Genomic DNA, 12413 nt, shown 5'->3' with positions numbered 1-12413 from the left:
CTGCAGATTCTGCAGCCGCTTACCAGCGGTAATGAGCGAAGGCCTTGTTGGCTTCGGCCATCTTGTGGGTATCTTCCTTCTTCTTGACGGAAGCCCCAGTGCCGTTGGCCGCATCCATGATTTCCGCAGCCAGGCGCTGTTCCATGGTCTTTTCATGGCGCAGACGGCTGTAGTTAACCAGCCAGCGCAGACCCAGCGTCAGTCTTCTTTCAGAAGAAACTTCGATTGGTACCTGATAGTTGGCGCCGCCGACACGACGAACCTTCAGTTCCAGCAGCGGCATGATGTTGGACAGAGCCTGTTCAAAGACTTCCATCGGCTGACGTCCCGTCTTCGCTTCGACGATATCGAAAGCGTTGTACAGGATATCCTGAGCGACGTTCTTCTTGCCGTCCAGCATCAGCTTGTTGATTAAGCGAGTGACCAGTTTCGAATTGTAAATTGGATCAACCAATACATCTCTCTTCGCAATATAACCTTTTCTTGGCATGTGTTATTCCCTCCTTATTTCTTAGCTTTCGGCTTCTTTGCCCCGTACAGAGAACGGCTCTGATTCCGGTTGGCAACGCCGGCGCAGTCCAGAGTTCCGCGGATGATGTGGTAACGGACACCTGGGAGGTCCTTAACACGGCCGCCGCGGATCAGAACAACACTGTGCTCCTGCAGGTTGTGACCGATTCCTGGGATATAAGCTGTAACTTCCATTCCGTTGCTGAGACGAACACGCGCGTATTTACGCAGAGCCGAGTTCGGCTTTTTCGGTGTCATAGTACCGACACGGGTGCAGACGCCTCTCTTCTGTGGAGATGCGATGGTGGTGGCCTGACGCTGCAGGCTGTTGTAACCTCTGTTTAAAGCCGGGGACTTCGATTTCCAAACCTTGTTCTCACGGCCCTTGCGGACTAACTGATTAATCGTTGGCATGGTTTTTCTCCTTTCGATCTTTTCAAGCACACACTTCCAAGCGTGCCATTCCTTGGCATAAATATAAGTTTCCGCATAGGAAACCCTTATTCGTAGCTAAGCGAGGTTAATTCTAGCGGATAATCGGTGAATTGTCAACGAGAAAAGAACAACCTTTTTAGAAATTACGCATTTCTTTTCCATTTTCTCCGCAATCCACTGATTCAGGCGTTGCATTTGTTGATTTTCTTCGTTTTCCAGCTCTTTTTTATATACCCCGCACTGCCGTGTTTATTCCTCAGCCGGCAAAAAAATAACGGAAAAGCTTCCTGCCCCCATCCTTCCTTTATCTAATACAACATCGACGGTTGGTTCTTCCTCCTCTGGAAACAGGTCTTTTAATAAGATGACGGCTTCAGCCACTCCTGCAGCTGCTCAACAGTGCAGCTGGAAAACAAACTGCAGCTAAAGGTATAAACCAGAAACAGATCAGAATTCAGACCTTGCCCTAACTCAAATTTCCCGTGCAGCGTTGTCTTCAGCCGTTCGACCAGCGGAAGCGGCGCGGGATCTTCCTGAATGTTCTTCAATATCGCTTCCAGCCGGTGCATGCACAATGTGAAACGATCGCTGAACTCCATCATCAGGCCCAGCAGCGCACTCTGATAAAATTCCAGAGTTGGACGCAGGATCAGCTCATACAGCAGCACCCAGACCGCCTGAAGCTGTTCGTCTTCGCCCAGAAGCCGGCATTGATTTAAAAGCTCCGCTTTAAAAGGCTCCAGCGAGTCACCCTGGGACAGCCTCAGAAACAGCGCATACTGCGCCTCCGTCGACCGCTGGATCTGCTGCGCGCTCAGATGATAAATCAGCTGCTGCAGAACAGTCAGATTCTCTTTAAACTGCAGTCTCAGCTCAGACGAAATCCGATCCCACAAAAATTGCCGGTACGGATCCACTTCAATATCCAAAAAAGGCGCTAGCAATAAAATCGCGATCATCCGCGCATCCGAAACTACGCCCAGCGAATCTGCCAGATGGTTGGGGGGCAGCGGATCAAAGTGCTGGCGCGGCAGCTTCAAAAGCAGATCCGGCGTCGCGTTGCAGGGAATGCGTTCGAGAATATACCGGATCACTTCCAGCTGCGCCGCCATTTCATTGATTTTCTGTTTACGCTGGTAGACGTGGCGATGAAGGAAGAAATTCAATGAGATCGGATAGCGAAACGCCTCATGGATGACTTCGATGGGAAGATCCAGCTGCCGCAGCCGCTGAATAATTTCCAAAGTTTTCACGTCCGCCTCGCTTAAATCATAATAACCATTCTGATTCTTGGCGGGTCTGACCAATCCTTCCTGAATATAAAAATGAACGGCTTTGCGGCTTAATCCTGTTATCTTGCATACTTCCTGAACGCGCATGAAAATCACCCCAGCCAAAGCATACCCGTACAGGACAGATTTTTCAAGAAAGAATGTGAAAATAATAATTAAATGTTCAGAAATGCGAAAAAACAAGATCACAAAGGCGGAAAAAGGGAAGAAAAATCCGGCTTGACTGTCCCGGTAACGGATGTTGTATTCTGAAATCAGAAAGAAAGACTCATCAATGATGAGTTAAAAGAGGAAAAAGAGATGAAACTGAAAAAGATCTTCTTACCCCTTCTGGCAGCCCTTCTTTTTGCCGGATGCAGCGCCGCGCCGGAAGCGCAGGCTCCGTCTGGTAAATTTGACGCGGAAGTTGACTACCTGATCGTAGGCGGCGGAGCGGCGGGTATCGCCAGCGCGGTTGAAGCCGCGGATCAAGGGATTGAAAACATCATGATCGTTGAAAAAACAGGAATGCTGGGCGGCGCCGCCGTTTACTCCGGGGGCATTTTCGGCGGTGTGGAAACTGAAGTCACCAAAGCATTGGATCTGCATGTCGACGTCGAGGACGTCATTGCGGAGCAGCAGCGGGAAAAGCACTACATTCTGGACGAAGAATTAACACGTTTAACGATTGAAAGCGCAGGCAAAACGATCGACTGGATGATCGACACTCTGGGCGTTCAATTCCAGCCGGAAGTCATCGTCAAAGACGGTTACGGAACGCTCCAGACTATTCATCTGGTGGAAGGCGAAGGTTCCGGCTTACGCGAACCGTTTGAAAAAGCCATTGCGGACCGCGCCATCGACGTGCGGCTGAATACGGAAGCCACTGCTTTAATTATGGAAGACGGCCGCGTCATCGGTGCGGAATGTGTGAACGAAAATGGCGAACCAATCCGGATTAAAGCCAAGGCGACGCTCATGGCGACCGGCGGATACAGCGCCAACGGGGATTTAATGGCAGCGGTTGCCGAACAAAACCGCTATTTTCAGACGTCGAATTTAGCTTACCAAACCGGCGATGGCCTGGTCATGGCGACCGCGGCGGGCGCCGGCGTTCAGAATCTTGATCAGGTTCAGGTCTATCTGCGCGAAGTGGAAAACCGCACGAGCCAGTTCCCGTATATGTTTACGATTTTTGTCGGTCAGGATGGCCGCCGCTTTATGGATGAGAAAAGAACGGCGCAGACCTGGAATCAGGAAATCAAGGATGACGTCGTCGATCTTTACGGAAGAACCGGCGTTGATTATTTCTGGAGTCTGGCCGATGAGGCGTCGCTGCAAATGATGCAGATCGCGGATGCGGCCAAGGATCATGAAGGGGTTGTCGTCGCGGATACGCTCGATGAGCTGGCACAGAAAACCGGAATCGACGCGGAAACCTTAAAAGCGACTGTGGATCGCTGGAATTCCTTCGCGGCGAAGATGGAAGACGAAGACTACGGCCGCACGACACAGTTCTGGTTCCCGATCTCGACAGGTCCTTACTACGCGTTAAAGACAACGTTCTTCTCGAGCGTTTGTCATGGCGGTATCACCAAAAACCAAAACGCTCAGGTTACGCGGATTGACGGCAGCGTCATCGACGGCTTGTATGCCGCCGGCGAAGTCACAACCGTTACCAATTCCAACGGCTATACCATTTCCAACGCGATGACCTTTGGAAGAATCGCGGCGCAGCACGTCGCGGCTTCCATTCAAGCAACGAAATAAACTTCCAAGCCGTCCTCACAATTCGATCTGTTACCGGAAAGTGATGAGGGCATAAGTAAAATCAAGGATCGCGATCACAAGAAATACTTTATTCAAAAACGCCGCAGAAAAATTACGGCGTTTTTTTATGCGAACTCTTTGTTTTAAGCAACAGAAAAGCGGCGCTGAGCCGCTTCCTTCCGTTATTGACTTGATTTCTGTTCGCTGCGTTCCAGAGCTTCGGTTAAGAAAATCCGCAGTTTATCCATGGTTTCATCGCTGACGCAGTGTTCCATGTGACAAGCGTCTTCCTCTGCCGTCGCCTCGTCGATCTCAAGCACTTCCGTCAAAAACCGCTTGAACAAGACATGCCGGCTGTAAACCTTTTCCGCATATTGCCGGCCGGCCTCGGTTAAATGGATCGTACCGTAAACTTCCTGATGAATATATCCGGCATCCTTCAGGACGCCCATCGCCTTATTGACACTGGGCTTGCTGACATGAAGCATGGCGGCGATATCGCTCATTCTGACGCTCGGGTTGCGCTGTTCCAGAATCAATATGCTTTCCAGATAATTTTCTGATGATTCATTAATGCGTTCCATAATGATCCGGTCCTCGCTTTCTGAAGTTAATTATAACAAATCCTTTAAGCTTGGACAACTAAACCGCTTTCTTTCTCCGCAAATTCGGCTGGCAAAATCCATCGCCGCAACTTTGGATCTTCTCCGGCAGCTTTTCATTCTTTAATATCATTTACTTTCCTATATAAATAAGGAAACGACATGGTACACGACAAACGAAACGCAATACGCCACGCTGATCTGAAAGCCCATCGACTTGAGCGTGTATTTCCAGCTGCCCGCTTCTGAGTGAATCGCGGAAATCGCCGCGACGCACGGCGCATAAAGCAGCACGAATGTCATAAACGCGATCGCCGAGGCCGGCGTGAAGACGCTGGTTAGAACGCCGGAAAGCTGCGAAACATTGCCGACGTTATACATGACCGCCATCGACGATACGACGCTTTCCTTCGCAATCAGCCCGGATATCAGCGCGATTGCCGACTGCCAGTGGCCAAAGCCCAGTGGAATCAGCAGCGGCGCAATCAGGCGTCCGACAGTCCCCAATATACTGGAAGTGGGATCCGTTACCGGCTGCAAGGTGAAGCTGAAATTCGTCAGCACCCACAACAGCACCGTCATCGAAAAGATGATCGTTCCCGCTTTGATCAAAAATCCTTTGGCTTTCTGCCACATGTGGATCATCGTGACCTGAAACGACGGAATCCGATACGGCGGCAGCTCTAAAATAAACGTGGATTCATTGTCTTTAAACACCGTGTGACGCAACAGGAAACCGCAGCCGACAGCGACCAGAATTCCCAATACATACATGCTGAAGATCGCGATGCCGGAATGCTCCGGGAAGAAGATCCCGGCAAACAGGGCATAGACCGGCAGCTTCGCGCCGCAGGACATAAATGGAATCAACAGAATCGTCATCTTGCGGTCTTGTTCATGTTCCAGCACCCGCGAGGCCATGACCGCCGGCACCGTACAGCCAAAGCCCATCAGCATCGGAATGAACGCTTTGCCGTTCAGCCCGATCTTGCGCAGCATTCCATCCATCAGAAACGCGGCCCGGGACATATATCCGCTGTCTTCCAGCACCGATAGGAACAAAAACAGAAGCATGATCTGGGGCATGAACGACAGCACGCTGCCTCCCCCGCCGATCACCGTGTTGACCAGATCCAGCGCCCACGGCGCTACGGACATCGAAGCCAGCGCCGCTAACAGATTTTCCGCCAGCACGTCGTTGATCAACATTTCAACCCAGCCCTTCAGCCCTTCGCCGATCGGGCCAAAGGTCACGATGAACATCAGAAATAAGATCAGAAAGAAAACCGGAATCCCAAGATATTTATTCGTGACGATCATGTCGATGCGGTCGGAAACCGAGGTTTCGCTTTCGCGTTTTTTTACGCACTGCTTCATCATCGCTTCAATTAACGAATAACGCATATCCGCGACCGCCATGTCGATTTCCTGTTGACCGCGCTGATCGCAGAACTGCTTCTGCAGGGCGTGCAGCTCGTCTAACTGGGCGTCGGACATCCGCAGATCGCGGACGATTGCCTCATCGTTTTCCAGCATTTTCATCGCGTAGAACTTGTCGTGCACATGATCGTGCTGACAAGCTTCACGGATCACGCTGATCTGTTTTAAAATGGTTTCCGTCGCCGGATCATAGTCCAGCACCGAACTATGTGTGTTGTGAACCAGCTCATGGATCAGCTCGGCCATGCCGCTGCCGTTTTTTGCGCTGATCGCGACGACCGGCGTGTCTAACAGCGCCGACAGCTGTTTTAAATCAATCGTAATGCCTTTGCCTTTCAGCTCGTCGAGCATGTTCACCGCGATGACCATCGGGATGCCCAGTTCTTTCAGCTGTAAGCTCAGGTACAGGTTGCGCTCGATGTTGGTACCGTCGACAATGTTTAAAATCAAATCCGGATGTTCGTCCATGATGAAATCGCGCGCGACGATTTCCTCCATACTGTAAACGGACATCGAATAAATCCCCGGCAGATCGACCAGCGTGATTTCATGCTCCTCAATCTGAAAGGAACCTTCTTTTTTCTCAATCGTAACGCCCGGCCAGTTGCCGACATGCTGCTTGGAACCGGTCAGCCGGTTAAACAGCGTCGTTTTTCCGGAATTGGGATTGCCTGCGAGGGCGACTTTAAAGTTCATCAGCCGACCCTCCTGACTTCAATCGTTTTGGCTTCATCTTTGCGCAGCGATAATTCATAACCGCGGCAGCGAATCTCGATCGGATCGCCCATCGGTGCTACTTTTCTGATAAACAGGACAGTGCCTGTGGTAATTCCCATATCGATCAGACGTTTGCGGATCGCCCGTTCCCCGCTGACGCCGAGAACCTCCGCCTTTTCGCCGACCTGACAATCAAATAAGGTCATGCCACTCCCTCTTTCTAACTATATCAGTACAATTTTAGCATGGTCCCCCGGCATGTCAACGGATTTTGTTAAGATTAACTAACTTTATTAGCGTAAGGCAACATTATGACCGCGACTTCCCGCAGGCAACCGTTGGAGAAAGAAAAAAGGCTCTCCGCTGCCAGCGTGGAAAAGCCTTGTTCCGATCATCCTGATTGAATTTTAATTGGGGAAATAGTTAGGAAATACAGAGGTTAGGATGATCCGTTCGTGGAAGCTGCGGAATTTTCATCCTGTCCAGCAGGAGTGAAAACCCGGGACCGCAGCCCTCTTGTTCAGTATCGCAGGAAAGAGGAGATTAAATCTGCGATTAAGTTAGCATTATCTAACTTACGATAGAATGTTACCACAGGATAACTGGCCTGTCAACCACAAACTATAAAAAAGAGTACCGGCAATTCAATCCGGCGCTCCTGTTTTGTGGAAAATTGATTATTTGCTTTGACGAATCGCGTCCTCGACTGCTTCTTTGATCGCCTCCGAGGTGATCGTTGCGCTCGCTACATTATCAACTTCGGTAGAATTCGCAGAAACAATGGCCGCCGGCAGAGCCTCGATCGCCTTCGTACCAATCCCGTCGGTTTCCTGGTGAGAGATCACTTCCACCGCGGAAATCTTATCGTTGTCAAGCGTGACTTTGACCTTTAAAGCTCCGCCTACACCGGTACCTGTGCCGATATACTCATTCTCACCGGCAACGGCATCCTTCTTTGAATCCTCCGCATACGCGGTATTGGGGAGTGGTTCCTCATTATAAGTGCCGTCCCAGATCGTATACCGGGCTGGCCGGGCATGATTCGTCGCAAAGCTGACGGAATCGACTTCATCCGCAAGCGGCTTGCCTAAAACGACGGCGCAGGTCAGTACATAATTGCCGCGAATCGGCGTTGCGTAATCACTGTTCAGCTCGTCATCCGGCGTTCCGTAGGTATCCCAATATCCATTGTGTCCCATCGCGTCGCTTTCAACAAATTGACTCATCGACTGCCATTTGCCTCCGCCCAGGTCAAACGGAGCGTTTTCGCCGACATTGCTGCCCCAGACGTGGCCATAATAACCCATGGTCGCCGCGGTGGCAAGCATCGTTCCGACAACGGTCCCGGCGTCCAGGAATGCGAAATTATAATTTTTGTTGTTCACTGTCGTATCCGGAGCCTTTTCATTTAAGCGTCCTTCTTCATTGGACAGGATGCTGTCGGCCAAAACCAGGATCGTAACCGTTCCCGGCGTGGAAGAATCTTCAACCGGGCAATACTTTTCACCGATGATCGACCGCTGGGCCTCGACATCCTTGACGGCGACCAGATAAACAGATGTACCTCCGCCGGCGCTTTCCGGGAGCGTCGCGGCTTGCATGACTTTTAACAGTTCTTCATCGGTCATCTGATCGGCGGGATCATCGGACCAATGACCGTTATCGACGGTCATCCAGGTTTTGCTGCTGATAAACCAATCCTCGAATCCTTCCGGAGTAAAAGCGGCTGCGGTTTGGGAATCAGGATTGCCCTGATTGTCCTGGCTGGGCTGATCTGCGCAGGAACAGAGTCCGACAAGCATCGTTAAAGCCAGGATGAGAGAGATCGTTCTTTTCATTTCCATTTCCTCCCTTACAATTGGTGTTTTTGCCCGGTTCTGCGCGGGCTTGTTTTTATTTTAATGATTTGCTAGAATGGTATCAACTTACAGACGGAAGCCGATTTGTTCAGTCCATGACAGTTCAACCCTGATTTGTAATGAGGTGATTTCCATGAAGGTGGAGAAGCAGATTAAAAATACAAAAACAGCCTTTTTAAAAGCCTACGCCGTCCTGAGCCAACGCAAAGCAGCGGACAAGATTACCGTGAGCGACCTTTGTCAGGAAGCGGAATTCAGCCGCAACACCTTTTATGCCTATTATAAGAACATAGAAGATTTCCTCACAAAATCCGATGTGATGATTCTGGAAGACGTGATGAGCGAAATTGGCAAGTATCGGTTTGACATGGACTTTTCTCATTCGATCGAGTTTTATACCTATATAAAAGAAAATGCGGATGTGATTTTTTCAGTCTTGGAACGTCCCGGCGGACCGGGTCTTTCCGGGATTTACGAGGCGGAAAAAGAGTATTGCCTGGCTGGGTGGAGCACAGAAACACAGCTGCCGCCTGAGCAGTTGGAATTGATCTTCGCGCATCATTTCGGAGGGATGTATTCCATGCTTCGGGCATGGTGGAAATCCGGATTCCTTGTCGAAACGGAAACCTTTAAAGAACTTTTGGAGAATTCAGGCATGTTTGGCCTCTATCATTTCGTTTATACTGTCTGAATAAGGCTTATCCCATCGCGCCTGTTTTAAAAGCGTTGCCGCATAACTATCTCGTTAAATTCTTTGCTTCTATCTTTGCAGTGCTTTTCAGCACTTTTTTTATTGGATTTTCCCAATAAAAAAGGCAGATTCATTTCTGCCGTTCTCTATTTATTGAGGATTTCATTCAGCCAGATCGTCTGATCCTGATTCAGAAACCTTTCGATCTCCGCTTCATAAAACGGATCAAGCTTGCTTAACCGCCCCTGGTTCAATACCAGCGGATCAATCCAACGCCGTTTCGCTTTGACCTGCAGCCAGCCATCCTCCACCCCTGGCGCAGCCGCCCGGCGCAGCTGATGCAGCTGGCAATAGGCATCCCATGCCTGAGCGCTTGGAGCCTCCTGTTTCAGCTTGGCGATGACCTGCGGTTCACTCGTCATTAAGTCCTCCAACGTCAACACGCGGCGATGCAGTGCGGATCGGATTAAATCCGCCAGCCGCTGCATGGCATAGCGATCCTCATCCGCGACGTAAATCCAGGAGTTGATCAAAGCCAGCCGCGCGAATTCCCGTGCCCGATCGAAGGAGCGAAACACCAGTTCCGGCTGACCGTGTTCGTCATGAGCGACGATCAGATCCGCGTAGATCGCCCGCAGCCGATCCAGAGGATAGGCCTGAAAAGCCAGTGCGTTGCCCAGCGTATATTCCAACCGGTCCGCCGACAGCTGCGGCGAATCGTTATCCGCAATCGGATACTGGTGATAATCGCAAACCTGTCCGACGCTTAAACCCGATTCCTTTAACAACTGCCGTAATTCCGGCGACTGCTCGATCAACAGGCGCGTCGGCCCTTCCGTCGATTCCTGCGTCAGATGATCCTCATTGAGGAAGTCGATCACATGCGCGAACACCGGCGTGCTGAGATCGTGAAGCAGCGCCGCAATCGTCTGAGCCTGATCCTGCGTGAAATGCCAGACGATCAACGCAGTTCCGACGCTGTGTTCATATCGGGAATAGGGTTTTGTCAGATGGCGATAGATCGGATACCGGGTATATTCCAGACCGCAGTTCATGCCGATTTCTTTCAGCCGCTGCATTGCGGGGATTGCCGTCCACGGACGCAGCCATGGCGGAAAAGAACTGACATACACGGGATAAAGCGAACCTTCTTTGATCATCCGCCGACCTTCTGATTATGCCGGTACAACAGCACCGCAACGGCAATGATCAGCGCGTAGCCGACAAACGACAGCGCGTCCGGGATCTGACCAAAGACAATCCAGCCCAGGATCGCCGAGAAGACGACCTGGGAATAATCGAACACCGAAATTTCCTTGGCCGGAGCGTAACTGTACGCCGCCGTCACGCTGAACTGCGCACAGGCCGCGGCCACGCCCGCTAACAACAGCGAAATCAGCTGAAGCAACGTCATCGGCGCAAAGCTGAATAACAGATAAGGCAGCGTCACCAGACAGGAAAAAGCGGAAAAGAAGAAGACGATCAGCGGTCCGCGCTCGCCGCGCTGACTTAAACCGCGCACACAGGTATAGGCGCTGCCGGCCGCCATCGCTCCCGCAAAACCGACCAGCGACGGCACGATCTGTTCGATCCGCAAGCCGGGTTTAATGATAAACAGACTGCCGATAAACGCCGCCACAACGCTCAGCTTCTGTACGTTATCCGCTTTTTCCTTCAGGAACAGCGCCGAGAAGATGATCACGAAAAACGGCGAGAGCTTGCTTAACATCGACGCGTCGGACATCACCAGATGATCAACCGCGTAGAAATTGCACAGAATGCCAATCGTACCAAGCGTCGAACGCAGGATCAGCAGCGGCAGATTCTTTTTCTGGAAACCGAATCCCTGATGACTGCGGATCAAGATTACCGCCGCAACGCCGGCCGCCACCAGATTGCGGAAAAAGCTTTTCTGGACCGACGGCAGGTCGCCGGATAATTTGACGAACAAATTCATGACCGCAAAGAAAAACGCGGACAATAAAATAAACTGAACCCCTTTGTTTTTCATTTCTGTTCCCCTTCCTCAAACACCCAGACTTCCGCGGTGGAAAGCTCCGGTTGGTAACGATAGCCCTCCACGTCCAGCGAACGCACGTCCGCGCGCTTTATGATTCGCCGATCCACAATTTGACGCGCCATTCTGCCGCGCAGCTTCTTCGCTTCCATCGACGGCGACTTGCGGCCGTTCTTCACAAACTGCACGGTCACCGTGTCGGAAACGTCGACCATCCGGGCATACTCCTGCGACGCCAGGATCAGGATCTCCCCGCCGTCTAACGCCTGCCTTAAAATCGGTTTCCATAGGTTTAACGGCGTCAGCGCACCGGCTTTATCCAACGGATCCAGCCGGTACGGCTGAATAAAATCCAGCGGTCTTAACAAACCGTAATACGCGGACAGAATCCGCAGGTGTTCCTCGCAATAGCGCCAGTCCTCCGCGCTCAAGGTTTCCGCCTGGAAATTGCGGAAGGCTTCCCCATGGAAGGCTGCCAGCGCGGCCATCGCCGGCTGCGGCTGATTCATCCGCGCTCTGTTTTCCAGTGCTGCCTTTTCCGAAAGCTTAAACTGCGTCTGCCATTGATCGACAGTCAGTTTTTTCAGCTCCGTGCGAAGCTGTTCCGTCGTTTCCATGTACTGCGGGGTTTGTCCGGCAGGCACATCCGGCAGCGGCTGTTTGCGGAAGGTTTTGGCCGGCGATAACAGAATCTTCATACTAACGCGGCATAGGCCTCGGCCCAATAGCCGACCAGCACCTGATTTTCCTTAATTAACAGCGGACGTTTGACAAGCATCCCGTCGCTGGCCAACAGCGTGATCATCTCACGCTCGCTCATCGTTGGCAGTTTTTCCTTCAGCTGCAGCGACTGATACAGCCGGCCGGACGTATTGAAGAATTTCTTTACCGGCAGACCGCTGAGCGCGATCCACCGTTCCAGTTCTTCCGCGGTCGGATTTTCCCGGGAAATATCCCGTTCTTCAAACGCCAATCCCAGCTGATTCAGATGTTTCTTTGCTTTCATACATGTGCTGCATTTCGGATAACATACAAATATCATGGCTTTCCTCCTGTGTTCTTCATTGAAATCAATGTCTTTATTGTATCGGAAAGGCAGGT

At 51.3% G+C, this 12413-nt stretch carries 13 protein-coding genes; 2 read left to right on the top strand and 11 right to left on the bottom strand.

The genetic code is table 11. The features are described 5' to 3' along the window. Positions 1–19 precede the first annotated feature (19 nt). The 3 genes from rpsG to DWY25_RS11660 all read right to left on the bottom strand — a co-directional run bounded on the left by rpsG (position 20) and on the right by DWY25_RS11660 (position 2324). Positions 20–490, bottom strand: a complete 471-nt coding sequence (gene rpsG / locus DWY25_RS11670; protein ID WP_006058545.1) for a 30S ribosomal protein S7 — start codon at positions 488–490, stop codon at positions 20–22. A gap of 14 nt (positions 491–504) precedes the next feature. Next, positions 505–924, bottom strand: coding sequence for a 30S ribosomal protein S12 (gene rpsL / locus DWY25_RS11665; protein ID WP_039864122.1), 420 nt, complete (start codon positions 922–924; stop codon positions 505–507). 377 nt (positions 925–1301) lie between these two features. Further along, complete coding sequence (locus DWY25_RS11660; RefSeq protein ID WP_117895388.1) at positions 1302–2324, bottom strand: MerR family transcriptional regulator; 1023 nt, start codon at positions 2322–2324, stop codon at positions 1302–1304. 213 nt (positions 2325–2537) lie between these two features. Here DWY25_RS11660 and DWY25_RS11655 point away from each other — a divergent pair, with 213 nt between their 5' ends. Beyond that, entirely contained in the window at positions 2538–3986 is a 1449-nt protein-coding gene (locus tag DWY25_RS11655; RefSeq protein WP_117895387.1) for an FAD-dependent oxidoreductase, read from the top strand. 182 nt (positions 3987–4168) lie between these two features. Here DWY25_RS11655 and DWY25_RS11650 read toward each other — a convergent pair whose 3' ends face one another. The 4 genes from DWY25_RS11650 to DWY25_RS11635 form a co-directional block, all read right to left on the bottom strand. After that, entirely contained in the window at positions 4169–4570 is a 402-nt protein-coding gene (locus DWY25_RS11650; RefSeq protein WP_117895386.1) for a metal-dependent transcriptional regulator, read from the bottom strand. A gap of 159 nt (positions 4571–4729) precedes the next feature. Beyond that, entirely contained in the window at positions 4730–6724 is a 1995-nt protein-coding gene (gene feoB / locus DWY25_RS11645) for a ferrous iron transport protein B (RefSeq protein ID WP_117895385.1), read from the bottom strand. Then, complete coding sequence (locus tag DWY25_RS11640) at positions 6724–6951, bottom strand: FeoA family protein (RefSeq protein WP_006058537.1); 228 nt, start codon at positions 6949–6951, stop codon at positions 6724–6726. Before DWY25_RS11640 ends, feoB begins: the two co-directional genes overlap by 1 nt. Before the next feature lie 471 nt (positions 6952–7422). Next, entirely contained in the window at positions 7423–8583 is a 1161-nt protein-coding gene (locus DWY25_RS11635; protein ID WP_181981800.1) for an FMN-binding protein, read from the bottom strand. Positions 8584–8737: 154 nt separating this feature from the next. Between DWY25_RS11635 and DWY25_RS11630 the strand changes: the two genes are divergently transcribed. Further along, entirely contained in the window at positions 8738–9295 is a 558-nt protein-coding gene (locus tag DWY25_RS11630; RefSeq protein ID WP_117895383.1) for a TetR/AcrR family transcriptional regulator, read from the top strand. Between the two features lie 146 nt (positions 9296–9441). Here DWY25_RS11630 and DWY25_RS11625 read toward each other — a convergent pair whose 3' ends face one another. The 4 genes from DWY25_RS11625 to DWY25_RS11610 are packed head-to-tail and all read right to left on the bottom strand — an operon-like array spanning position 9442 to position 12354. Beyond that, positions 9442–10455, bottom strand: a complete 1014-nt coding sequence (locus tag DWY25_RS11625; RefSeq protein ID WP_117895382.1) for a hypothetical protein — start codon at positions 10453–10455, stop codon at positions 9442–9444. Further along, positions 10452–11306, bottom strand: coding sequence for a DMT family transporter (locus DWY25_RS11620; RefSeq protein ID WP_117895381.1), 855 nt, complete (start codon positions 11304–11306; stop codon positions 10452–10454). Before DWY25_RS11620 ends, DWY25_RS11625 begins: the two co-directional genes overlap by 4 nt. Continuing rightward, a complete protein-coding gene (locus DWY25_RS11615) occupies positions 11303–12010 on the bottom strand; it encodes a YaaA family protein (protein ID WP_117895380.1) in 708 nt (235 codons plus the stop codon). The genes DWY25_RS11620 and DWY25_RS11615 overlap by 4 nt, the downstream gene beginning before the upstream one ends. Then, positions 12007–12354 carry an arsenate reductase family protein gene (locus DWY25_RS11610; RefSeq protein WP_117895379.1) on the bottom strand — a complete coding sequence of 116 codons (348 nt, stop codon included), beginning with the start codon at positions 12352–12354 and terminating at the stop codon, positions 12007–12009. The genes DWY25_RS11615 and DWY25_RS11610 overlap by 4 nt, the downstream gene beginning before the upstream one ends. Positions 12355–12413 lie beyond the last annotated feature (59 nt).

The sequence above is a fragment of the Holdemania filiformis genome (genome assembly GCF_003459085.1).
Taxonomy (GTDB): Bacteria; Bacillota_I; Bacilli_A; order Erysipelotrichales; family Erysipelotrichaceae; genus Holdemania; species Holdemania filiformis.
Note: the sequence above shows the minus strand (reverse complement) of the source record. Positions and strands in the feature narration are given on the sequence as shown.